The sequence below is a fragment of the Streptomyces sp. NPDC059248 genome, from assembly GCF_042753905.1.
Taxonomy (GTDB): Bacteria; Actinomycetota; Actinomycetes; order Streptomycetales; family Streptomycetaceae; genus Streptomyces.
Genome location: NZ_JBHYZV010000025.1, coordinates 62,840 through 84,664 on the forward strand (window position 1 = coordinate 62,840; position 21,825 = coordinate 84,664).

The following is a 21,825-nucleotide window of genomic DNA, read 5'->3' on the forward strand; positions in this document are numbered from 1 at the left end:
CCCCGGGGATCCGCCTCGGGACCTCGTCCGCAGGGTGGAGGGCGTGCGCCCCGAACGGGACCGAGGGATGATCGGTCGGTGGGCGTGTATCTGGCAGACTCTCGTCCCATGGGTGAAACGACCGTGAAGACACTGGAAGGCCGGACGGCCGACGCACCCATGGCGACCGGCGAGGCCGCGACCGACGAGGCCACGGCGACCGAGCCGTCCCGCTCGCGGTCCGCGCGGTTCTCGCGACTCGCGCGGTTCAAGGAGCTGCGTTCGCCCCGCCGCCCGCGGATATGGTTCGAGATCCTGCTGATCGCGGTGAGTTACTGGACGTACTCACTGATCCGCAACGCCGTCCCGGAGCAGAAGGCGAAGGCTCTGGAGAACGCGGACTGGATCCTTTCCGCGGAGAAGGCCCTGGGGCTCGACTTCGAGCACGCGGTCAATCATGCGGTGAACTCCGTGACATGGCTCATCGTGACGATGAACTATTACTACGCCACCCTCCACTTCATCGTGACGATCGGTGTGCTGGTGTGGCTCTACCGCTGGCATCCCGGGCGGTACGCGGCGGGTCGGCTGGTGCTCTTCGCCACTACGGCCGTCGCCCTGGTCGGCTACTACCTGTATCCGCTCGCTCCCCCTCGGCTGATGCCGGGGCAGGGCTATATCGACACCGTCCTGGTCCACGAGACCTGGGGTTCGATGGCCTCGGGCGATCTGAAGAACATGTCCAACCAGTACGCGGCGATGCCGTCGATGCACATCGGCTGGTCGCTCTGGTGCGGGCTGATCGTCTTCGCGGTGGCCAAGGCGCCCTGGGCGAAGATCCTCGGGCTGCTCTACCCGGCCGCGACGCTGGTCGTGATCGTGGCGACCGCCAACCACTTCTGGCTGGACGCGGTGGGCGGTGTGATCTGCCTCGGGGCCGGCTTCCTGCTCTCGTACGCCTGGTACCGGTCGCTGCCGCACCAGCTGCCCAAGCTGCCGGTACGCGAACCGGAGCGGCGGCAGCGGACGAAGCGGCTCGTACGCGCCTGAATCCTCTCGTACGCGTCGACGGCGGGGCCCGATCCGGGAAGGGTCGGGCCCCGCCGTCGTCGTCGGCGTAGCGGGGGCGTACCGGGGGCGTCGTCACCGCACGCGGTGGTACGGGACGGCGCGCTCAGCCGCGCGGGACGCCGGTGGGCTGCTGGTCCGGGGCCTGGGCCGCCTCCTGTGCCGGGGTCTCCGGGTCGGCCGCGCCCGTCGAGCCCGCCGCGCCCACCTTGCGCAACGCGGTCGCGGCGGCCACCGCGGCGACGACCGTCAGCCCGGCGCAGACCATGGCCACCGTGTTCAGACCGCCGGTATACGCCTCCCGGGCCGCCGCCAGGACCTGGTCACCGAGGTCGCCGGGCAGCTGCCCCGCCACCGCGAGCGCGCCCTCGATCCCCCCGCGTACGCTCTCCGCCTGCTCCCCCGTGAGCCCGTCCGGCACCTCGACACCGGCGGTGTAGAGCGCGCCGCCGAGACTGCCGAAGGCCGCGAGGCCGAAGGAGACCCCGAACTCGCCGCTGGTCTCCGAGAGCGACGCCGCCGATCCGCTCTTCTCCGGCGGGGCCGAGCTGACCACCAGATTGGTCCCCAGCGCGCCGATCGGACCGGTGCCGAAGAAGCTGACGACAAAGCCGGTGATCAGCAGCGGCAGCCCGCCGACCGGGTCGACGAAGGCGATCAGCAGATAGCCGGCGGCGGCGATACCGAGTCCGCAGCCGACGACGAGACCTACCGGCAGCCGCCTGGTCAGGGTGGGCGCGAGGGTCGCGGCCACGATGGACGCCAGCACCGACGGCACCATCCACACCCCGGCCTCGAACGGCGAGAGGCCCTCCACCATCTGGAGATAGCCGGTGATGAAGAGATACATACCGCTCATCCCGGCCATGGCGAGCAGCAGGATCAGCAGCCAGGACGCGAAGGCGGCGTGCCGGAAGAGGTCCAGGTCGAGCAGCGGATGGGTGAGCCTGCGCTGGCGGGCGACGAAGAGCGCGCCGACGGCGAGCCCGGCGACGATCGCGAGCAGGGCGCCCGGGTCCCAGCCGGCCCGCGCGATCTCCTTGAGTCCGTAGATCACCGGCAGGATCGCGCCGAGGGAGAGCAGCACGCTCGCCGGGTCCATCCGGCCGCCGTCCGGGGCCTTGTACTCGGGCAGCACGAGCGGGGCGGTGACCAGCAGGACCAGCATCACCGGGACACCGAGGACGAAGACGGAGCCCCACCAGAAGTACTCCAGCAGCACCCCGCCGACGACGGGCCCCAGCGCCGTACCGCCCATGAAGCAGCTGGCCCAGACGGCGATGGCCCGGCCCCGCTGGAGCGGGTCGTGGAACATATTGCCGATCAGCGCCAGGGTGGACGGCATCAGGGTCGCGCCGGCGATCCCGAGCAGGGCGCGGGTGGCGATCAGCATCTCGGCACTGGTCGACGAGGCGGCCAGCAGGGACGCGGCGCCGACCGCGACGGCACCGAACATCAGCAGCTTCCGGCGGCCGATCCGGTCGCCGAGGGTGCCCATGGTGACCAGGAAGCCCGCCATCATGAACCCGTAGATGTCCATGATCCACAGGGTTTGGGTGCCGGTCGGGGCGAGCGATTCCGCGAGATGCGGCAGTGCCAGGAAGAGCACGCTCTGGTCGAGGGCGAGCAGCAGGGTGGGCAGGGCGAGGACGGCGAGCCCGGCCCACTCCCTGGCTCCGGCCTTCGGGGGCGGCGTGCCCGGGGCCGGGTCGGGCGGCGGGTTCGAGGACATGGGTTTCCTTCCGGTGGGGTGTCGTACGAGGAGGAGGGCGCGGGTCAGCCGGGGTACGGGTCCGCGGCGCGGGCGTCCCGCAGGGCGCGGCCCCACCAGGCGAGCCGGTCGAGCATCGGGAGCGCGTCGGAGTGTTCCGCGCCGGGGAAGGCGACGGATTCCCGGAGGGTCATGGCGTGCAGCCCGGTGAAGGCGGCGCGCAGACCGGCGGATTCGGGCGGACCGACGAAGGCGACGGGTTTGGCCCGCCACTCGTCGGCGTACCAGTCGAGGGCGTTCCCCAGGACCGCCGGGGGTTTGTCGCCGCCGGTGTCACCGCCGGTGTCGCCACTGACGTCCGCGTCCTCCGCGTCGTTCACGACGACGAAGGCGTCGGCGGCGGCCAGCCAGGGCGCGAGGTCGAGCACCGCGCGGGGCAGGGGACCGGGCCCGGGCGGCCCTTCGGCCGGGTAGTCCGGGAGCCGGGCCTCGGCCAGGTCGAGCACATCGACGTCGAGGTCGTCGCGTTCGGCGGCGAGTCCGGCGATCCACCGGGCGGCGGAGCCGGGCCGCCCTTCGGCGGCGCAGCCGACGAGGACGGCGACGCGGATCGGGGGCACGGGGGCGTTCGGTGGGGTGGGCACGGTGGTTCCTCTCGTTGCGGACCGCGACGGAGCCACAGCGTGCGCGCCGCCCCTCTCGGTTCCCTCCCGGTCCGCTCTCGCCCGCCGGACCCGGGCAGGGGCGCGGGGGCCTCCCCACGGAACCCGGGCGCCCGGGTCTACGACTCGGTGACCAGGTCGAAGGTCCGATGCGCCCCGCGCCCGCCGCCGGTTAGCGTGACCGCATGCGTTTCGGAGTGCTCGGCCCCCTGACCGTCTGGACGTCCGACGGACGGGCGGTACGGGTTCCCGAGTTGAAGGTGCGGGCCCTGCTCGCGGTCCTGCTGGTCCACCGGGGGCGGCCGGTGTCCGCGGACCGTCTGGTGGCCGATGTCTGGGGCGACCGGCCCCCGGGCAACCCGGCCGCCGCGCTCCAGAACAAGGTGTGGCAGCTCCGCCGGGCGCTGGAGGCCGCCGAGCCCGGCGGCCGGGACCTCGTCGTCTCCCGCGCCCCCGGCTACGAACTGCGGGCGGACGGCGGTGCCGTGGACGCGGACCGGTTCGCGGAGCTGACCGCGCGGGCCAGGGCGGCGGCCGATCCGCACGGCCGTGCCGCGCTGTTCGCCGACGCGCTGGCGCTCTGGCGGGGGCCCGCCTTCGCCGACTTCGCCGACGAGGAGTTCCCCGGGGCCGACGCCGCCCGGCTCGCCGAGCAGCGGCTCACCGTCCTCGAAGAGCAGGCGGAGACCCGTCTGGAGCTGGGCGAACACGCCCTTGTCGCCGATGAACTGGGCGATCTGGTGACCCTCCACCCGCTCCGGGAGCGGCTGCGCACGGCCCATGTACGCGCCCTCTATCTGGCCGGGCGGCAGGGCGCGGCGCTGAGCAGCTACGCCGAGCTGCGGGAGCGGCTGGCCGATGAGCTGGGAGTGGACCCGGGCCCGGAACTGGCGGCCCTGCACCGGGCGGTACTCGCCCAGGACCCGGCGCTCACCGCCGTACCGGCACCGCCGACGACCTCGGCCCGGCCGCCGTCGAACGTGCCCCGCGCGCTGACCGGGCTGATCGGCCGCGACGGGGACATCGCCGAACTGCGGGCGGCACTGGACCGGCACCGGCTGGTGACCCTGACAGGGCCCGGCGGGGTCGGCAAGACCCGGCTGGCGCTGGCGGTCGCGGCCGGGCCCGGGCCCGCGTTCCCGGGCGGGGTACGGCTGGTGGAGCTGGCGGCGCTCGCCCCCGCCACCGATCCCGGGGACACCGGTCCGGCCGATCTGGTCGCTGCGGTGCTGGGGGTACGGGACGACATCGTGGCCGGAACGGGCGGCGACCCGGGTCCGCCGTCGGCGGTGGACCGGATCGTGACCGCGCTCGGCGACCGTCCGGCGCTGCTGGTCCTCGACAACTGCGAGCATGTGGTGGAGCCGGTCGCGGCCCTGGTGGAGGCCTTGCTCACGGCGGCGCCCCGGCTGACGGTCCTGGCCACGGGCCAGGTGCCGCTGCGGGTGCGGGGCGAGTGGCTGCGCGAGGTGGCGCCGCTGGCCGGGGCCGACGCGGTGGCCCTCTTCACGGAGCGGGCCGCCGCGGCCGCCCCGCGTCTGACGATCGGCCCCGCCGACGCCGAAGCGGTGGCGGCGATCTGCCGGCGCCTCGACGGTCTGCCGCTGGCGCTGGAGATGGCCGCGACACGGGTACGGCTGCTGGGCCCGGCCGAGCTGGCGGCCCGGCTCGACGACCGCTTCCACGTCCTGGCGTCGGGGGTACGGGGCGCGCCCGCCCGGCAGCGCACCCTGCGGGCGGTGATCGACTGGAGCTGGGAGCTGCTCGGGGAGCGGGAGCGGGTGGTCCTGCGGCGGCTCGCCGTGCACGCCGACGGCTGGGGACTGGCCGCCGCCGAGGCGGTCTGCCCGACCGGGGACGTCGCTCCCGCCGACGTACTGGAGCTGCTGGCCCGGCTGGTGGAGGCGTCGCTGGTCGTGGTGGTGGACACGGCGGAGGGGCCGCGGTACCGGCTGCTGGAGTCGGTGTCCGCGTACTGCGCCGAACGGCTGCGGGACCACGGCGAGCTGGACGAACTGCGGGTCCGGCACCGGGACTACTACACGGACTTCGCCGAGCGGGCCGAGCCGCATCTGCGGGGGCACGGCCAGCGGCAGTGGCTGCGGCTGCTCGACGCCGAGCAGGGCAATCTCCGGACGGCGCTGGACGGCGCCGAACGGGACGGGGACGCGGACCGGGCGCTGCGGCTGGTCAACGCCCTGACCTGGTACTGGCGGCTGCGCGGCCGGTACGCGGAGGCGGCGCGCCGGCTGGACCGGGCCCTGGCGGTCGCGGCGGCGGCGGGGTACGGGAGTCCGGCCGCCGGGCCCCGGGCGCGGCGAGAGGTCGCGGCGGCCACGGCGCGGCTCGGCGGGATGCGGCTGGCGCTGGGCGGTACGGCGGATCCGGTGACGGAGTACCGCGCGGCGCTGTCGGCGTACGAGGGCACGGCCGATCCCGCCGGGCTGGCCTGGGCCCGCTGGTATCTGGGCTCCCATCTCTACGGGATCGGGGACCCGGCGCCCGGCCGTAAACTGGCGGAGGCGGCGCTGGCCGGGTTCCGCGCCCTCGGTGACACCTGGGGTACGGCGGCGGCGCTGGCGAGTCTGGCGTTCCAGGCGAAGCTGCGGGGCGACTTCGCGGTGGTGCTGGGCCACGGCGAGCGGAGCCTCGCGCTCTTCCGGGAGCTGGGCGACCAGTGGGGGCAGTTGCAGGCGCTGGTGGCGCTCCAGACCAGGGCCGAGGCGCTGGGCGAGTACGAGCGCGCCGGGCGGCTGCACCGGGACGGGCTGCGGATGGCGGAGGACCTGGGACTCTGGCCCGATGTGTCGTTCCAGCTCTCCGGACTCGGCCGGATCGCCCTGCTGACCGGGGACTTGGACCGGGCCCGGGAGCTGCACGAGCGGGCGCGGCGGCTCGCCGTGGAGCAGGCCGACGTCTTCGGCGAGCAGTACGCGGAGACCGGGCTCGCGCTGGGCGCGCGCCGCGAGGGGCGGCTGTCCGAGGCGGAGGAGCGGCTGCGGACCGTGGTGCGGCTGCACGGCGAGATGGGGTACGAGCCGGAGGTGCCGCCGCTGGTCCTCGCCGAACTGGGCTTCGTCGCCGAGGCGCGGGGCCTGGCCGGGGACGCGCTGCGGCTCCAGTCGGAGGGCCTGGCGGTGGCGCGCGCCGGGGGTGATCCGCGGTCCGTGGCCCTGGCGCTGGAGGGGCTCGCGGCGGCCCGGCTGCTGTCGGGCGCCGCCGCCGGGGCCGCCGCCCTGCTGGGCGAGGCCGCCGCGACCAGGGAGTCGGTGGGCGTACCGCTGCCCTCGGGCGAACGGGGCGATGTGGACCGGGTCGAGGCGGGGGCGCGGGCGGTACTGGGGGATCGGGGCTACGCGGAGGAGTTCGCGCGGGGCCGTGCGGCGGCGCCGGAGGCCGCCGGTGGAACGGCGCTGCCGGCGGGAGCCGTTGTGCGGGTGACCGCCGACGCGGGCTGACCGGCGGCGCCGGGCGCCCGGCCCTGGGGAGTCCGGAGCGCACCGGCGCCGTCCCCGTCGATCGCCCTCCGCAGGGGGGCGCGGAGGACGGCCGAGCGTGCGTACGGGTAGCCGCGCGGGGGTCGCGCGGGGTCAGATGCGGACCCAGAGCTCCCACACGCCGGGCTTGTAGGCGAACGGCTTGCACTGGTAGATGACGCCCCACATATGGGCGCCCGCGACGCCCGCGGCGTCGCACTCCGCCTTGGAGGAGTAGTGGTTGTGGACGCGCCAGCCGAAGGTCGCGGCCGACGGGGTGGCGGTGCTGAGCACAAGACCGGCCGAAGCGGCGACGGCGGCAAGGGCGAGACCCAGACGTTTCACCATGGACACAACTCCTCTGTTCGACGGAAGAAGTGACGTTTCCCCGGGGACAGGCGCGGCGCGGGAAGCAACGTAACCGTGTCACCGCACACCGCACAAGAGGTCTACACCAGTAGACTTTTCCCGTTCTCGACCGGTACGGGAACGGCCCCCCGGTATAGGCCGTCGGTGGCGCACATCCGCCAAGAACTTTCCTGTTCGATTTTCGGATGGGTACGTTCTCCCCACGGGACGTGGAATGTGCAAGCGCCGGGCCCCGCACCCGGCTTCCGGGATTGGGAGAAATCGATGTCCGATACATACGAGGATTCCGAGGGATCCGTCGTCGACGAATATCTCGCCAACAACGTCACGTACGCGGCCGCGTTCGGCGGTCCGCTCGCCCTGCCCCCCGCCCGCCGGCTGGCGGTCGTGGCCTGCATGGACGCCCGCCTGGACATCTTCGCGATCCTGGGCCTCAAGGAGGGCGACGCCCATATCGTCCGGAACGCGGGAGGCGCGGTCACCGAGGACGCGATCCGGTCGGTGGCGATCAGTCAGCGGCTGCTCGGCACCAACCGGATCATGCTGATCCATCACACCGACTGCGGTATGCAGACCTTCAAGGACGATGAATTCAAAGCGGATCTCCAGGCCGAGACCGGAATCCGCCCGCCCTGGTCACCGGAGGCGTTCACCGATCTGGAGGAGGACGTCCGCCAGTCGATCCGCCGGATCGAGGTGGACCCCTTCGTTCCGCACAAGCACTCCATCCGGGGCTTCGTCTTCGACGTGCACACGGGACGCCTGAAAGAGGTGAGCTACCCGAAGTAGAAGGAGTCTCAGGGGAATAGAGAGAATTGCGGGAACAGTGGGACGTGAGTGACGTACGGGAAAGGGCTTGAGCCGCTCCCCGTGCGCCGAACGGCCCGCTGTGGTGGGGCGGCATCCGCCACCGCCCCACCATCCCACCGGCCCACCGCCCGCGAGCCCCGGGCCGGTCCGGCGCCTGATCAGCGCCGGCGCAGCGCGTGGAGGTCGGCCCACTGCTCGGCCGTGATGTTCTTCGGCAGGGCGGCGGCCGGGACGCGATGGCCGCGGAGCCAGCCGTCGACGGTCCGCCGGGGCAGTTCGGGCAGGGCGTGTCCGACGATCCGGGCCAGACCGCGCCCCCGGCCGTTGAACACCCGGGCGACCATGTCCTGATAGGCCGCGCGGTCCCGCTCGGCGACCAGGGGTCGCCGGCGGCGGGCCATGGTGAGCAGCCCCCCGTCGACGTTCGGCCGGGGCCGGAAGGCGTTGGCGGGCACCCGGCCGACGAGCCGGAACTCGTACCAGGGCCACCACTGCGCGGTCATCAGCGTCGCCCCGCCGACCCCGGCCCGGCGCCGGGCGACCTCCCACTGCACCAGCAGCACGGCATCGGTCCATGCCGGGGCCCGCAGGATTCCGCGGAGCATCGCGGTGGTCGCGTGGAAGGGGAGGTTGCCGACAACGACATACGGGTTGCCGGGTGCGGGATAGCGGAGGAAGTCCGCCGTAACGACGGTGGTGGCGGGTCCGGTGCGGTCCCGCAGCCGGGCGGCCCGGCGGCCGTCGATCTCCACGGCCGTCAGCGCCCGCCCCAGCCGCTGGAGCGGCAGGGTCAGGGCGCCGTCCCCCGGGCCGATTTCGAGGATGGGCCCGCGGGTGTCGGCGACGAGGCGGGTGAAGGTGTCGATCGTGGACCGGTCGACGAGGAAGTTCTGCCCCAGTTCATGCCGACCGGGGTGGTGGTGCGCGTGCAAGGAAGGTGTCTCCGCGGCTTCGAGGGAGCCGGGCAGCACGGGATGTCCGCCCGGCGCGTACGCGCTGAAGCGGCGAGATTCCTGCGATCAGGAGAGGAGTCCGCCGCTAGAGGCGACGGAAACGGGTCATCGCCGCGGCGATCCCTTCGATTCCGGACATGCAGGGGACGCTACCCGACGCCCCCGGGACGACCAACCGGTTTTTTCACAGCTCTCGGGGCAGGGCTGAACCTCCGGAAAGGACCGGCCCTCCGGAAAGAACCGGAGCCGCCCGACGGGGGCGCGGGCGGCTCCGGTCCTTCCCGGAGGGCGGGTCAGGCCCGGTGGGTGATCCGGCCCGACATCACCGTCAGCGGTACGGGCGCGTCCGCGACCTCGTCGGCGGTCGCCGTCACCGGGTCGACGCCGAGGGCGGTCAGATCGGCGCGGTAGCCGACCGCGATCCGGCCCGCGATCGCGGACTCGCCCGCGGCCAGCGCCGCGTGGGAGGTACAGCCCTCCAGTGCCATCAGCCCGGTGAGGCCGTGGCCGGCGGCCGCGCCCCGGGGCGCGAGCGCCGTCGCCAGCACGCCCCGGGCGTCGTAGGGGGCGATGGGCCAGTCGGAGCCCAGCGCCAGGACCGCCCCGGCGTCGCGCAGATCCCGGCAGCGCCAGGCGCGGTCCGCGCGGTCCGTACCGAGCCGCTTCGACCACTCGTCGGAGTGGTCGGCCCGGGTGTACACGGTGTGCGGCGGCTGCATCGACGCCACCACACCGAGCCGGGCGAACCGGCCGATCTGGTCGTCGGGGACGGTCTCGATGTGCTCGATCCGATGGACCGGTGCCCCCGTCCCGCGCGGCCCGAGCGCCTCGACGGTGTCCAGCACATGGCGTACCGCCGCGTCGCCGATGGCGTGCGTCGCGGTGCCCACTCCCGCCCGGTGCAGCCGGTGGACGGCGGCGCTGTACGCGGCGGGGTCCGGCCAGAAGGAGTCGGTACCGCGCCCGTGGCAGTCGGCGTGCTCCAGCCAGGCCGTACCGCCCTCGACGGTGCCGTCCATGAAGAACTTCACCCCGCCGACCCGCCAGTCGCGCCCGCGCTCCCGCTGGACGGCGACGAGCCGCTCCAACTCGTCCTCCCCGGCGCCGGGCATGCACCAGGGCGCGAGCCGGAGCCGTACCGGCAGATCGGCGGAGTCCTCGACGGACGCGAGCAGTTCGAGGGAGTCCCCGCCGAGGTCCATCACATGCGCCGACGCGATCCCGGTCGCCGCCATCCCGGACAGCAGCTCCAGCAGCCGGGTGCCGCGCTCCGCGAACGGGGCGCGCGGCAGCACCCGCGCCACCAGGTCCATCGCCGCGTGCTCGATCAGATAGCCGGTCGGCCGCCCCTCCGGGTCGCACACCACGTCCGCCCGCTGGACGAACGTACGCGGCCCGTCGATCCCGGCCGCCTTGAGGGCGGCGGCGCCGACCAGCGCGGAGTGGCCGTCGTAGAGCCGGATGAAGGCGGGCGCGCCGTCGAGCGCGTCCTCGATCAGACGGTGGTGCGGCTCCCGGCCGCCGAACGCGTTGTGGTCGAGCCCCCAGGCCAGGACCCACCCGTCGCGGCGCTCCGCCGACCGCAGCGCGGCCCGCAGCCCGTCGAGGTCGGTGACGGCGGACAGATCGGCGCCGGTGGCCAGTTCGAGGCCCCAGACGGGGTGGCTGTGGGCATCGGTCAGCCCGGGGACGAGGACCGCCCCCGCGAGGTCGACGGTCTCCGTACCGGGACCGCGCCAGGCGCGGACGTCCGCCGCGTCGCCGACGGCGACGATCAGCCCGTCCTTGACGGCCACCGCGTCCGCGGCGGGCCGGGCGGGGTCGAGGGTACGGACCGCCGCCCCGGTCAGGACGATGTCAGCTGCTGCCACGGCGTAGCGCCTTCCTTCTCGTCGAAACCTAAAGGCTTTCGGTTTTCCGCAATGTAGCCTCCGGCGAGAGATCCGGGAAGAGCGCGGGGAGAGCGGGAGAAATGGGACGTCCACGGACATCGCTGATCGACCGGGAGCGCATCGCGACGGTGGCTCTCCAACTCGTCGACGAGGGCGGCGACTTCAGCGTCGTCGAGATCGCCCGGCGGCTCGGCGTGCAGACGGGGTCCCTCTACCACCATGTGGACGGCCGGGACGGGATCGTCGAACTGCTCCGGGACCGGGTGTGCGCGGCGATCGACGCGTCGGCGCTGGACACCCCGGGCTGGGAGGCGGCCCTCACGGCATGGGCCCGCTCCTACCGGGCGGCCTTCGCGGCGCACCCCCGGGCGATCCCCCTGCTGATGGCCTCCCCGGTCCGGGCCCCGAGGGTCCTGCTCCAGTACGAGCACGCGGTGGGCGTCCTGCTGGACGCGGGCTTCCCGTCCCGGAATGTGATGAAGGTGCTCATCGCCCTGGAGAACCTGATCCTGGGCTCGGCCCTCGACCTGGCGGCCCCGCACCCGATGTGGGTCCTGACGGACGAGACGGCGACGCCCCGCCTGGCGCGAGCGCTCACGGACGGCGAGCCGGAGGGCCGCGCGGACGCGGCCTTCGAACTGGCCCTGGCGGGCACGATCTCCCACCTGGCGCGGCTGTCCTCGGCGGGCTAGGAGTGGGACGGAGACAGGCGCCACAGGGGCAACAGGATGATCTTGAAGCCCTGATCTGCTCGGATTTTACGTGCGGCGACGCGCCGGGCGTCGGCGTCACGCCGGGGCGGACGTACCGCTCCCGGGAGCGGACAGAGGCGTGGCGGACCCTGGCGCTGCCACCAGCCGATCGCCTTGCGGGCGATGGACAGCTCCCGGTCGGCGATGTAAGGGCTCTGCCGCAGTAAATCCGGTATTTACTGCGGTAGTTCTTCCGGTCCCCGCTGGGCGGCTGCGGCGAGTTGGGCGGCCAGATCCTTGAGCGCCTGCCGTAGTTCGTCGGGCTGGTGGATGGTGAAGGGCCATTCCAGGGAGGCGAGTATGTGTGCCATGCCGGCCAGCCGTTCTGCCCGTGCGTGCATGAGAACGCCGGTGGGCCGGGCGGTGAGGGTGACCGCTGAGCGGGGCAGCCGGCGGGCGATCTCGTCGAGGGGGCCGTGGATCGTCACCTCGACCCGCCAGCGGTAGGGCCCCTGCGCGAGGCTTGAGGTCAGGTGGGCGACGGGGTCGAAGCCGTCGGGTGCGGTGAAGCTGTCGGCTCGGGGGGTGACGGAGGCGATGCGGTCGATGCGGAAGGTGCGCAGGCCGTCGCGGAGGTGGTCGTGGCCGACGACGTACCAGCGGCCGGTGTGGAAGACCACGCCGTAGGGGTCGATATCGCGTTCGGTGTGTTCCTGACGCCAGGACTGGTGGCTGACGGCGACGGTCGTGCGGGCGCGGGATGCCTGGGCAAGGGCCAGCAGGACGCCGGTCCCGGGTGCCTGCCCGATGACGGCGTCGGCGGTGAACGAGAGTGCCTCCCGCATGGCGGCGAGCGGTTCGCGCATGGCGTGCGGGAGCACCCGCTCGATCTTGGCCAGGGCGCCGGCACTGGCCGGTGCGGCCGTGCTCATACCCAGGCGTTCCGCAGCGAGCAGGCCCAGGACGACGGCGAGAGCCTCGTCATTGGTGAGGACCAGGGGTGGCATCCGGTAGCCGCGGGCCAGTCGGTAGCCGCCGTAGCGGCCACGTTCGGCCTCCACGGGGATCCCCAGTTCCCGCAGGTGGGCGGTGTACCGGCGCACCGTGCGGACGTCGGTATCCAGGCGGTCTGCCAGCTCTGCCCCGGTGAGTCGGGCATTTGACTGGAGGAGTTCCAGCAGGGTCAGCACACGCGTCAGGGGATGCGACATGGATCACTCGACATTTCAGGGCGGATTCTGTCCTGTATCGACTCTACGCTCCGATCAGCACCTCACTTCAGGGAGATCACATGGCCACCTTCGTACTCGTTCCCGGCGCCTGGCTCGGGGCGTGGGCCTGGGACGACACCGCCCGCGCTCTGCGAGAGCGCGGCCACACGGCGCTGCCGCTGACACTGACCGGCCTGGCCGAACACGCAGACCAGGGCGGACCCCGGACGGACCTGGACACGCACATCGCGGACATCACGGGATTCGTCGAGCGGAACGATCTGCGCGACGTCACGCTGGTCGCCCACAGCTACGCGGCTGCCCCGGTGACCGGGGCGGCCGAACGTCTCGGCGACCGGCTGGAGCGCGTGGTCTATGTGGACAGCGCCCCGTTCGCCACGGGCATGTGCATGCTCGACCTCATGCCGCCGGAAGCAGCGGACCAGCTGCGCGAGCAGGTCGACGCCTCCGGCGACGGGTGGCGGCTGCCGATGCCGCCGTTCGAGGTCCTGGGCCTGTCCAGCAGCCTCGACGGGCTCGATGAGGACCGGCGGGACGCTCTGCGCTCGCGTGCCACCCCTCAGCCGTTCGGCACCTTCACCCAGCGTCTCGACGGCCCGGCCGAGCCCGGTCCCGGTGTGGACCGTGTCCTGGTCGCCTGCCATGACTTCACGGGGCTGCTGGAAGCGGGGGTGCCGATGCTGGCCTACCTGAACCAGCCGCCGTGGCGTCGCTTCGACCTGCCGACCGGGCACTGGCCGATGCTGTCCGCGCCCGCCGAACTCGCCGGCATCCTCGACAAGGCCGTCTCCTGACCGCCCTGGACGAGAGGCACAGCCCGATGCATGACCACGAAAGCCTCCGCAGGCTGCGGGCCCACGCCCAGGCCCTGGCCGGCGGAGCACGGGAGACATCCGCGGAGGCGGTCGTGCGACGGGTCTTCGCCATCCAGTCCCAGGACGCCACGGCCGCCGATCTGGGTATCCGGGTACGCGGCCGGGACATCACCGCGCAGGCCGTCCGCACTGCGTACGAGGACGAGCGGAGCATCGTCCGCAACTGGTACATGCGCGGCACCCTGCACACCATCCCCGGCGAAGACGCCCGCTGGGTGTCGCAGTTGCTGTCCCCGCGGATTCTTGCCGCAACGAGCGGTCGCTACCAGCAGCTGGGCCTGGACGACGATCTGCGCCGGCGCGCCGACGATCTCATCCGGCGGGTTCTTGCCGCGCACGGCCCGCTTACCCGGGCCGAGCTGACCGAGCACCTCACCACCCTCGGTACTCCGCCGGACGGGCAGGCGCCTTTCCACCTGATCCGCCACGCGGCACTCACCGGGGTCCTCTGTCACGGTCCGCAGCGCGCCGGTGAGGCCACGTATGTCCGGCTCGACGACTGGCTGCCCACCACCGGGGGCGCCCAGTGGGAAGGAGACTCCGCCCTCGCCGAGCTGGCCCGCCGCTACCTGGCCGCGCACGCCCCCGCCACCTTGGAGGACTTCGCCACCTGGTCCGGGCTGCCGGTCACCTGGGCCCGCAGGGCCTGGAAAATGCTGGCGGAATCCGGCGCGATCACCGCGCACGGCGCGTTGACCATGCTCGCCGGGCGGGTGGAACAACAAACGAGTACACCCGACGCCCCGGACATTCGCATGCTGCCCGCCTACGACAACTACCTGGTCGGCTACCGCACCCGCGAGGCGTCCGTCCCCGCTGTCCATGAGGCTCGCGTCCGGCCGGGAGGCGGTCTCATCCGGCCCACCGTCATCGCCGACGGCCTGGCCATCGCCACCTGGAGCCGTGGCTCCGGCTCGCGCTCCATCCAGGTGGATGCGTTCGAACCCGTCCCGCCTCGGATCGAGCGGGAAATCAGCATGGAGAAGGCCGCCGTCGTCCTCTTTCTGCAGCCCACCGCATAGCCGACCCGCATCCCGACCCGAAGTACTCGCTCTGCGTAGAGGGCCGTATCCCGGTCACACCCCGGCTAGGGTCTTTCTTTCGGATCAGGCTGGGGTAGTGAGCGGGGTCTGGTGCCGTGGATCGCAAGGCGGAGGATTGAGCCACTGCGGTGGGGGTACCGCCCGCGCCGTTAGGCGCAGGGGGCCATTGGTGATTGACGACAACGCGGCGAGGCGCGGTGCCAGGGCACGCGAGCCCCAGCAAGATCCGAAAGAGAGGCCCTAACCGAGCGTGCGGGCGCGCGCGAGGACCTCGGCCGGGGCCTTGGCCACCGAGCCGCTGTCGAAGGGGGGCTGCGGGTCGTACTCCGTATAGAGCTGGATCGCCTGGGCGGTCACCTCGTCGGAGAGCAGGGCGGCGAGCCCGACGGCCATGTCGATCCCCGAGGAGACCCCCGCCGAGGTGATCACCCGCCCCTGCCGGACCACCCGCTCCGACGTGTACACGGCCCCGTACGCCTCCAGGTCGGCGACGGCGTCCCAGTGCGTGGTGGCGCTCAGCCCCTCCAGCAACCCGGCCGCCCCGAGCACCAGCGACCCGGTGCACACCGAGGTGGTGAACCGCGTCCCGCCGTGCATCCGGCGCACCCACTCCAGAAACGCGGGATCCCCCACCATGGCCTGGAAGCTCCCCCCGCCCGGTATCAGCAGCACATCGCACCGCTCCACCTCGGAGTACCCGGCCGCCACCTCCACCGACAGGGCCCCCAACACGTCCCGCACCGTCCCGGGCCCGTCCCCGACGAACCGCACATTCGCCCCGGGCACATACGCGAGGATCTCGTACGGCCCGATCGCGTCGAGCGGCTCGAAATCGTCGAAGAGCGGGATCACGATGTCCATACGCGGCAGCATAACGACGCCCGCCGCGGCCTCGGTCCTCGGAGCGGCGTCATCGTCGGCGCTACCCGCTACGCGTCGTAGAAGAGGGTCTCCACCACTCCCCTCGCGCGGCGGGTCACCCTGCGGTAGGTGTCCAGCATGTCGCCCGCGTGGCCGGGGGCGAAGCCCAGGTAGCGGGCTACCGCGGCCAGTTCGCGGGTGTCGGAGGGGAAGGTGTCGGAGGCGCGGCCGCGGACCAGCATGACCGCGTTGCGGACGCGGGTCGCCAGGACCCAGGCCTCGTCGAGGATCTGTGCGTCCTCCGCGGCGATCAGGTCCGCCGCGTGGGCGGCGGCGAGGGCTTCGCGGGTGCGGGTGGTGCGGAGGCCGGGTTCGGACCAGCCGTGGCGCATCTGGAGGAGCTGGACGGTCCATTCGACGTCGCTGAGTCCGCCGCGGCCGAGTTTGGTGTGGAGTGTGGGGTCGGCGCCGCGCGGCAGGCGCTCGGACTCCATCCGGGCCTTGAGGCGGCGGATCTCGCGTACGGCGTCGTCCCCGAGGCCCTCCGCCGGGTAGCGGAGGGGGTCGGCGAGGGCCATGAAGCGGGCGCCGAGGCCGGGGTCGCCGGCCACGGGGACGGCGCGGAGCAGGGCCTGGCTCTCCCAGACCAGGGACCAGCGGCGGTAGTACGCCTCGTAGGAGGCGAGGGAGCGGACGAGGGGGCCGCTCTTGCCCTCGGGGCGCAGGTCCGCGTCGATGAGGAGCGGCGGATCGGCGGTGGGGAGCTGGAGGAGGCGCCGCATCTCCTCGACGACGAGCCCGGCGGCGCGCGCCGCCTCCTGGTCGTCGACGCCGTCGCGGGGTTCGTGGACGAAGAGGACGTCGGCGTCGGAGCCGTAGGAGAGTTCGTGGCCGCCGAAGCGGCCCATGCCGATGACGGCGAAGCGGGTGGGGAGTTCATCGCCCCAGCGCTCCCGTACGGCGGCCCGCAGCGCGCCCGCGAGGGTCGCCGCCGTCAGGTCGGTGAGCGCGCCGCCGACCTGGTCGACGAGGGCGCCGGTGTCGGCTTCGGCCGGGTTCTCCTCGGTGCCGTAGGAGGAGATGAGATCGGCCGCGGCGGTACGGAACAGTTCACGGCGCCGTACCCCGCGGGCCGCGGCGACCGCCGCCTCCGCCGAGGCGGCGCGGCCGACGGCGGCCAGGATCTCGGGTTCGAGGTGGTGGCGGCCGCGGGGCGCGAGCCCGCCGGGGTCGCCGAGGATGGCGACGGCTTCGGGGGCGCGCAGCAGCAGGTCGGGGGCGAACCGCCCGGCGGACAGCACCCGGGCCAGGTTCTCCGCCGCCGCGCCCTCGTCCCGCAGCAGCCGCAGATACCAGGGGGTCTTGCCGAGGGCGTCGGAGACCTTGCGGAAGCCGAGGAGTCCGGCGTCGGGGTCGGCGGAGTCGGCGAACCAGCCGAGGAGGACCGGCAGCAGGGTGCGCTGGATCGCGGCCTTGCGGCTGACTCCGGAGGCGAGGGCCTCGATGTGCCGCAGGGCGGCGACGGGGTCGGCGTAGCCGAGTGCTTCGAGGCGCAATCCGGCCGCTTCGGTGCTGAGGCGGGACTCGCCGGGGGCGAGCTGGGCGACGGCGTCGAGGAGGGGCCGGTAGAAGAGCTTCTCGTGGAGCCGCCGGACGACGGAGGCGTGGCGCCGCCAGGTGCGGTGGAGTTCGGTGACGGGGTCGGCGCGGAAGCCGAGGGAGCGGCCGAGGCGGCGGAGCTCGGCGGGGTCCTCGGGGACGAGATGGGTGCGGCGGAGCCGGAAGAGCTGGATCCGGTGTTCCATGGCGCGCAGGAAGCGGTACGCGTCGTCCAGCTGGGCGGCGTCGACCCGGCCGACGTAGCCGCCCGCGGCGAGCGCCTGGAGCGCGACGAGGGTGCTGCCGCTGTGGAGGGTGGTGTCGTTGCGGCCGTGGACGAGTTGGAGGAGCTGGACGGCGAACTCGACGTCCCGCAGGCCGCCGGGGCCGAGTTTCAGTTCGCGTTCGACTTCGGCGGCGGGGATGTTGTCGATGACGCGGCGGCGCATCTTCTGGACGTCGGCGACGAAGTTCTCCCGCTCGGCGGCCTGCCACACCATCGGTGACACGGCCTCGATGTACTCCTCGCCGAGCAGCGGGTCGCCGGCGACGGCACGGGCCTTGAGGAGGGCCTGGAACTCCCAGGTCTTGGCCCAGCGCTGGTAGTAGGCGAGATGGCTGGAGAGGGTGCGGACGAGGGGGCCGTTGCGCCCCTCGGGGCGGAGGTTGGCGTCGACGGGCCAGATGGTGCCCTCGACGGTGGTCTCGGAGCAGATCCGCATCAGATGGGAGGCGAGCCGGGTGGCGGCCCGCAGTCCGGCGCTCTCGTCGGCGCCTCCGGCGGGCTCGGCGACGAAGACGACGTCGACGTCGGAGACGTAGTTGAGTTCGCGGCCGCCGCATTTGCCGAGGGCGATGACGGCGAGGCGGCACTGGCCGGCGTCCTCGGGCGCCGCGGAGCGGGCGATGGCGAGCGCGGCCCGCAGGGTGGCGACGGCGAGGTCGGCGAGTTCGGCGGCGGCCTCGGCGACATCGGTGGTGCCGCAGACGTCGCGGGCGGCGATGGAGAGCAGGCAGCGCCGGTACGCGACGCGCAGGGCGACGGGGTCGGCGGCGTCGGCGAGGCAGCTCTCGAACTCCGCCACACCGGGATGGAGATCGGCCGACTCGTAGGTGGCGAGAGCCCGCCAGTCGCCGGGGTGCCGGGCCAGGTGGTCGCCGAGCGCCTCGGAGGCGCCGAGGACGCCGAGGAGCCGGTCGCGGAGGGGTTTCGCGGTGGTGAGGGTGTCGACGAGGACCCGGTCGTCGCCTTCGGGCTGGGCCTCGACGAGCCGGGCGAGTCCGGCGAGGGCGAGATCGGGGTCGGCGGTGGCACCGAAGGCGTCGAGCAGCAGGGCGTCGTCGCCGACGGGCGCGAGCGCGGGGAGGGCGAGCAGCGGTTCGGCGGCGCCGGGGTCGGTGAACCCGTACCGCAGCAGCCGGGTGAAGGTACTGCTTCTGCGCCCCGGTACCGGCACCGTCGTCATTCCGCCCGCTCCCGTCACGGTCAAGGTCAGAGCATCGAGCCTAGCCAAAGACCGCTCGGGCGCTCACCCGCCGCCCCTGTGATCCGGCCCTCGGGAGTGTGCGGAAACGGGCGCGGACGGCCCGCGGACGTGCCAGACTGACCCCCAATATCGAACACCTGAGTGATTTATGGGTGTCGGCCGATGAGTTGCGGGCGCGGATCCGGTCGACACCATGCGAAGCAGGGCGGACTCCCGGAGTACGTCCGCGGCGTTCCGAAGCGTTCCGACAGGAAAGGCGCATCCGATATGACCGCACCATCCACTCCGCTCACCGAGCTGCATCCCGGTTACAGCGACCCGGCCGCCCACGCACTCGACTGGACGGCGGCGGAGCGCGCGCTCGCCGACGCCGAGATCTACTGGTTGTCCACCGTCAGGCCCGACGGCCGCCCGCATGTCACCCCGCTGATCGCGATCTGGCTCGACGGCGCACTGCACTTCTGCACCGGCGCCGACGAGCGCAAGGCGCGCAATCTCCGGGAGAACACCGAGGTCGTCCTCACCACCGGCGACAGCAGTATCGACTCGGGGTGCGATCTGGTGGTGGAGGGTACGGCCGAGCGGTTGACGGACGGGGACCGGCTGCGCGCGCTGGCGGCGGCGTACCTCGTGAAGTACGGGTCCGACTGGACGTTCGAGGCGGGCGACGGCGTGCTCCTCGGGGCCGGCAGCCCCGCACTGGTCTTCCGGGTGGCGCCGCGTACCGTCTTCGGCTTCGCCCGGGATCCGTACGCCCAGACCCGCTTCCGCTTCCCCACCGCCCCCTGACCGACCGACCCGACCAGCCCGACCCGAGGAAAGAGGGAGTCCGCCTGTGGAACTCACCCTGGAAGTCGTCAATCTGCCGGTGACCGATCTCGACCGCGCCAAGCGGTTCTACGTCGAGGGGTGCGGCTTCCGGGCCGATCTCGACCAGGAGGTCGTCCAGGGGATCCGGGTGATCCAGCTGACACCGCCGGGTTCGCGCTGTTCGATCGCCTTGAGCAGCGGTTTCCCGCCCCATGCGGCCCAGAAGCAGGGCGAGCCCGGGAGCGTCGGCGGGCTCCAGCTCTGTGTCACGGACATCGAGGCGGCCCGGGAGTCCCTGCTGGCCGGGGGCGTGGAGGTCTCCGAGGTGACGCATCTGGGGGAGAACGGCTGGGTGGAGGGGAAGGGCGGGGAGTGGAACTCCTTCCTCTTCTTCTCCGACCCGGACGGCAACAGCTGGGCGGTCCAGGAGGCCCCGTCGCCGCTCTCCGAGCGCTGAGCGCGCGGGCGGCCCGGGATCCCGTATCCCACGGGTCCCGGGCCGCCCGCCCGCCCGGTGTACGGAAAGTGTGTACGTCAGCTCTGCGGCGGCGGGTCGCCCGGCCCGGCCCCACCGCCGGTGCCACCGGTGCCGCCGCCCTGGTTCCCCGTGCCGTACCGGCCCTTGAGGTGGTCCTGCGCCTTGTCGACATGACCGCTGTACTTGCCCTGGGTCTTCGCGTCGAAGGCGTCGCCCGCCTTGTCGACGGCCGTGTCCGCCTTTGACTCGTGGCCCTTCAGCATCTGCTTGAGCTTGTCCAACACGGACATGGGGTCACCCTTTCGCCGCACTGCTCCCCCGCAGTTCCAGGGTCACAGCGCCCGGCCGGTTCCGCATGTCGACGGCCCGGAGACGCCCCGGAGGCCATCCGGAGCCGGGCCCGGAGACGGCCCCGAGGCGGCCCGGGAGGGCTCCCGCGCCGCCTCCGGACGCCTCACAGCACCGGCAGGTTCTTCCGCAGCTCGAAGGCGGTGACCTCGGAGCGGTACTCCTCCCACTCCTGCTTCTTGTTGCGCAGGAAGAAGTCGAAGACGTGCTCACCGAGCGTCTCGGCGACCAGCTCGCTCCGCTCCATCAGGGAGATCGCCTCGCCCAGGTTCTGCGGCAGCGGCTCGATGCCCATCGCGCGGCGTTCGGCGTCGGAGAGCGCCCAGACGTCGTCGTCGGCGCCCGGCGGCAGCTCGTAACCCTGCTCGATACCGCGCAGCCCGGCCGCGAGCAGGACGGCGTAGGTCAGATAGGGGTTGGCGCCGGAGTCGATGGAGCGCACCTCGACCCGGGACGAGCCGGTCTTGCCCGGCTTGTACATCGGCACCCGGATCAGCGCCGAGCGGTTGTTGTGGCCCCAGCAGATGTACGAGGGGGCCTCGCCGCCCGCGCCGGCGCTGCGGGTCGAGCCGCCCCAGATCCGCTTGTAGGAGTTCACCCACTGGTTGGTGACGGCGGAGATCTCGGCGGCGTGCCGGAGGAGCCCGGCGATGAAGGAGCGGCCGACCTTGGAGAGCTGGTACTCGGCGCCGGACTCGTAGAAGGCGTTCCGGTCGCCTTCGAAGAGGGAGAGATGGGTGTGCATCCCGGAGCCGGGGTACTCGCTGAACGGTTTCGGCATAAAGGTCGCCTGAACCCCCTGCTCCAGGGCGACCTGCTTCATCACCAGCCGGAAGGTCATGATGTTGTCGGCCGTGGAGAGGGCGTCCGCGTACCGCAGATCGATCTCCTGCTGGCCGGGCGCGCCCTCGTGGTGGCTGAACTCGACCGAGATGCCCATGGACTCCAGCATGGTGATCGCCTGGCGGCGGAAGTCCATCCCGACGTTCTGCGGGGTGTGGTCGAAGTAGCCGGAGCTGTCGGCCGGTACGGGACGGCTGCCGTCGACCGGCTTGTCCTTCAGCAGGAAGAACTCGATCTCGGGGTGGGTGTAGAAGGTGAACCCGAGGTCGGACGCCTTCGCCAGCATGCGCTTGAGGACATAGCGGGGGTCCGCGAAGGACGGTGAACCGTCCGGCATCAGGATGTCGCAGAACATCCGGGCCGTCCCGGGGGCCTCGGCGCGCCAGGGCAGGATCTGGAAGGTCGCGGGGTCCGGCTTGGCGATCATGTCGGACTCGTAGACCCGGGCGAACCCCTCGATCGCGGAGCCGTCGAACCCGATCCCTTCGTCGAACGCCTGTTCGAGTTCGGCGGGGGCGACGGCGACGGACTTCAGGAAGCCCAGCACATCGGTGAACCACAGACGTACGAAGCGGATGTCGCGCTCCTCCAGCGTCCGGAGCACAAATTCCTGCTGCTTGTCCATTGCGGCTTCCTC

18 protein-coding genes are annotated in these 21,825 nt (G+C 72.8%); 8 read left to right on the forward strand and 10 right to left on the reverse strand.

All coding sequences use genetic code 11. The features are described from left to right. Positions 1–108 precede the first annotated feature (108 nt). Entirely contained in the window at positions 109–1,029 is a 921-nt protein-coding gene (locus ACFXG1_RS13465) for a phosphatase PAP2 family protein (RefSeq protein ID WP_384711661.1), read from the forward strand. 124 nt (positions 1,030–1,153) lie between these two features. Here ACFXG1_RS13465 and ACFXG1_RS13470 read toward each other — a convergent pair whose 3' ends face one another. Together ACFXG1_RS13470 and ACFXG1_RS13475 are read right to left on the reverse strand one after the other, a co-directional pair. Then, complete coding sequence (locus tag ACFXG1_RS13470; RefSeq protein ID WP_384708585.1) at positions 1,154–2,779, reverse strand: MFS transporter; 1,626 nt, start codon at positions 2,777–2,779, stop codon at positions 1,154–1,156. Positions 2,780–2,823: 44 nt separating this feature from the next. Then, positions 2,824–3,402: an NADPH-dependent FMN reductase gene (locus tag ACFXG1_RS13475; protein WP_384708582.1), complete on the reverse strand. Its 579-nt coding sequence runs from the start codon at positions 3,400–3,402 to the stop codon at positions 2,824–2,826. Between the two features lie 203 nt (positions 3,403–3,605). Between ACFXG1_RS13475 and ACFXG1_RS13480 the strand changes: the two genes are divergently transcribed. Further along, entirely contained in the window at positions 3,606–6,878 is a 3,273-nt protein-coding gene (locus ACFXG1_RS13480) for a BTAD domain-containing putative transcriptional regulator (protein WP_384742417.1), read from the forward strand. Between the two features lie 132 nt (positions 6,879–7,010). Here ACFXG1_RS13480 and ACFXG1_RS13485 read toward each other — a convergent pair whose 3' ends face one another. Further along, positions 7,011–7,244, reverse strand: coding sequence for a hypothetical protein (locus tag ACFXG1_RS13485; RefSeq protein ID WP_384724518.1), 234 nt, complete (start codon positions 7,242–7,244; stop codon positions 7,011–7,013). Positions 7,245–7,529: 285 nt separating this feature from the next. Here ACFXG1_RS13485 and ACFXG1_RS13490 point away from each other — a divergent pair, with 285 nt between their 5' ends. Then, positions 7,530–8,054 (forward strand): beta-class carbonic anhydrase, encoded by a 525-nt coding sequence (locus tag ACFXG1_RS13490; protein WP_384714703.1) that lies wholly within the window; start codon positions 7,530–7,532, stop codon positions 8,052–8,054. 179 nt (positions 8,055–8,233) lie between these two features. Here the strand turns inward: ACFXG1_RS13490 and erm are convergent, their stop codons facing one another. After that, positions 8,234–9,007 (reverse strand): 23S ribosomal RNA methyltransferase Erm, encoded by a 774-nt coding sequence (gene erm / locus ACFXG1_RS13495; RefSeq protein WP_384714706.1) that lies wholly within the window; start codon positions 9,005–9,007, stop codon positions 8,234–8,236. A gap of 314 nt (positions 9,008–9,321) precedes the next feature. Further along, complete coding sequence (locus tag ACFXG1_RS13500) at positions 9,322–10,899, reverse strand: amidohydrolase (protein ID WP_384742420.1); 1,578 nt, start codon at positions 10,897–10,899, stop codon at positions 9,322–9,324. 101 nt (positions 10,900–11,000) lie between these two features. Here ACFXG1_RS13500 and ACFXG1_RS13505 point away from each other — a divergent pair, with 101 nt between their 5' ends. After that, positions 11,001–11,612, forward strand: coding sequence for a TetR/AcrR family transcriptional regulator (locus ACFXG1_RS13505; protein WP_384714688.1), 612 nt, complete (start codon positions 11,001–11,003; stop codon positions 11,610–11,612). A 236-nt stretch (positions 11,613–11,848) separates the two neighbouring features. On the opposite strand, the gene ACFXG1_RS13510 is transcribed toward ACFXG1_RS13505, so the two are convergent. Next, the gene (locus tag ACFXG1_RS13510; RefSeq protein ID WP_384742422.1) at positions 11,849–12,823 is read right to left on the reverse strand and encodes a helix-turn-helix transcriptional regulator; all 975 of its coding nucleotides are present in this window, start codon (positions 12,821–12,823) and stop codon (positions 11,849–11,851) included. Positions 12,824–12,903: 80 nt separating this feature from the next. Between ACFXG1_RS13510 and ACFXG1_RS13515 the strand changes: the two genes are divergently transcribed. Continuing rightward, on the forward strand, positions 12,904–13,638 hold the full coding sequence (locus ACFXG1_RS13515) for an alpha/beta fold hydrolase (protein WP_384714694.1): 735 nt from the start codon (positions 12,904–12,906) through the stop codon (positions 13,636–13,638). A gap of 26 nt (positions 13,639–13,664) precedes the next feature. Continuing rightward, positions 13,665–14,741 (forward strand): winged helix DNA-binding domain-containing protein, encoded by a 1,077-nt coding sequence (locus tag ACFXG1_RS13520; protein WP_384714697.1) that lies wholly within the window; start codon positions 13,665–13,667, stop codon positions 14,739–14,741. Positions 14,742–15,002: 261 nt separating this feature from the next. Here ACFXG1_RS13520 and ACFXG1_RS13525 read toward each other — a convergent pair whose 3' ends face one another. Next, positions 15,003–15,623: a DJ-1/PfpI family protein gene (locus tag ACFXG1_RS13525; protein ID WP_384714700.1), complete on the reverse strand. Its 621-nt coding sequence runs from the start codon at positions 15,621–15,623 to the stop codon at positions 15,003–15,005. Between the two features lie 68 nt (positions 15,624–15,691). Beyond that, positions 15,692–18,688, reverse strand: a complete 2,997-nt coding sequence (locus tag ACFXG1_RS13530) for a bifunctional [glutamine synthetase] adenylyltransferase/[glutamine synthetase]-adenylyl-L-tyrosine phosphorylase (RefSeq protein ID WP_384742425.1) — start codon at positions 18,686–18,688, stop codon at positions 15,692–15,694. Positions 18,689–18,976: 288 nt separating this feature from the next. On the opposite strand from ACFXG1_RS13530, the gene ACFXG1_RS13535 reads away from it, so the two are divergent. Continuing rightward, entirely contained in the window at positions 18,977–19,498 is a 522-nt protein-coding gene (locus tag ACFXG1_RS13535; protein WP_384723743.1) for a pyridoxamine 5'-phosphate oxidase family protein, read from the forward strand. Positions 19,499–19,544: 46 nt separating this feature from the next. Further along, a complete protein-coding gene (locus ACFXG1_RS13540) occupies positions 19,545–19,976 on the forward strand; it encodes a VOC family protein (protein ID WP_384742427.1) in 432 nt (143 codons plus the stop codon). 77 nt (positions 19,977–20,053) lie between these two features. Here ACFXG1_RS13540 and ACFXG1_RS13545 read toward each other — a convergent pair whose 3' ends face one another. Then, positions 20,054–20,287 (reverse strand): antitoxin, encoded by a 234-nt coding sequence (locus ACFXG1_RS13545; RefSeq protein ID WP_384720780.1) that lies wholly within the window; start codon positions 20,285–20,287, stop codon positions 20,054–20,056. A gap of 164 nt (positions 20,288–20,451) precedes the next feature. Then, a complete protein-coding gene (gene glnA, locus ACFXG1_RS13550) occupies positions 20,452–21,813 on the reverse strand; it encodes a type I glutamate--ammonia ligase (RefSeq protein ID WP_384720783.1) in 1,362 nt (453 codons plus the stop codon). Positions 21,814–21,825: the final 12 nt, after the last annotated feature.

Coding starts and splice junctions, on each gene's coding strand:
- ACFXG1_RS13465 (WP_384711661.1), top strand. CDS start 109: ATGGGTGAAACGACCGTGAAGACACTGGAAGGCCGGACGGCCGACGCA.
- ACFXG1_RS13470 (WP_384708585.1), bottom strand. CDS start 2,779: ATGTCCTCGAACCCGCCGCCCGACCCGGCCCCGGGCACGCCGCCCCCG.
- ACFXG1_RS13480 (WP_384742417.1), top strand. CDS start 3,606: ATGCGTTTCGGAGTGCTCGGCCCCCTGACCGTCTGGACGTCCGACGGA.
- ACFXG1_RS13485 (WP_384724518.1), bottom strand. CDS start 7,244: ATGGTGAAACGTCTGGGTCTCGCCCTTGCCGCCGTCGCCGCTTCGGCC.
- ACFXG1_RS13490 (WP_384714703.1), top strand. CDS start 7,530: ATGTCCGATACATACGAGGATTCCGAGGGATCCGTCGTCGACGAATAT.
- ACFXG1_RS13505 (WP_384714688.1), top strand. CDS start 11,001: ATGGGACGTCCACGGACATCGCTGATCGACCGGGAGCGCATCGCGACG.
- ACFXG1_RS13510 (WP_384742422.1), bottom strand. CDS start 12,823: ATGTCGCATCCCCTGACGCGTGTGCTGACCCTGCTGGAACTCCTCCAG.
- ACFXG1_RS13515 (WP_384714694.1), top strand. CDS start 12,904: ATGGCCACCTTCGTACTCGTTCCCGGCGCCTGGCTCGGGGCGTGGGCC.
- ACFXG1_RS13520 (WP_384714697.1), top strand. CDS start 13,665: ATGCATGACCACGAAAGCCTCCGCAGGCTGCGGGCCCACGCCCAGGCC.
- ACFXG1_RS13525 (WP_384714700.1), bottom strand. CDS start 15,623: ATGGACATCGTGATCCCGCTCTTCGACGATTTCGAGCCGCTCGACGCG.
- ACFXG1_RS13530 (WP_384742425.1), bottom strand. CDS start 18,688: ATGACGACGGTGCCGGTACCGGGGCGCAGAAGCAGTACCTTCACCCGG.
- ACFXG1_RS13535 (WP_384723743.1), top strand. CDS start 18,977: ATGACCGCACCATCCACTCCGCTCACCGAGCTGCATCCCGGTTACAGC.
- ACFXG1_RS13545 (WP_384720780.1), bottom strand. CDS start 20,287: ATGTCCGTGTTGGACAAGCTCAAGCAGATGCTGAAGGGCCACGAGTCA.
- glnA (WP_384720783.1), bottom strand. CDS start 21,813: ATGGACAAGCAGCAGGAATTTGTGCTCCGGACGCTGGAGGAGCGCGAC.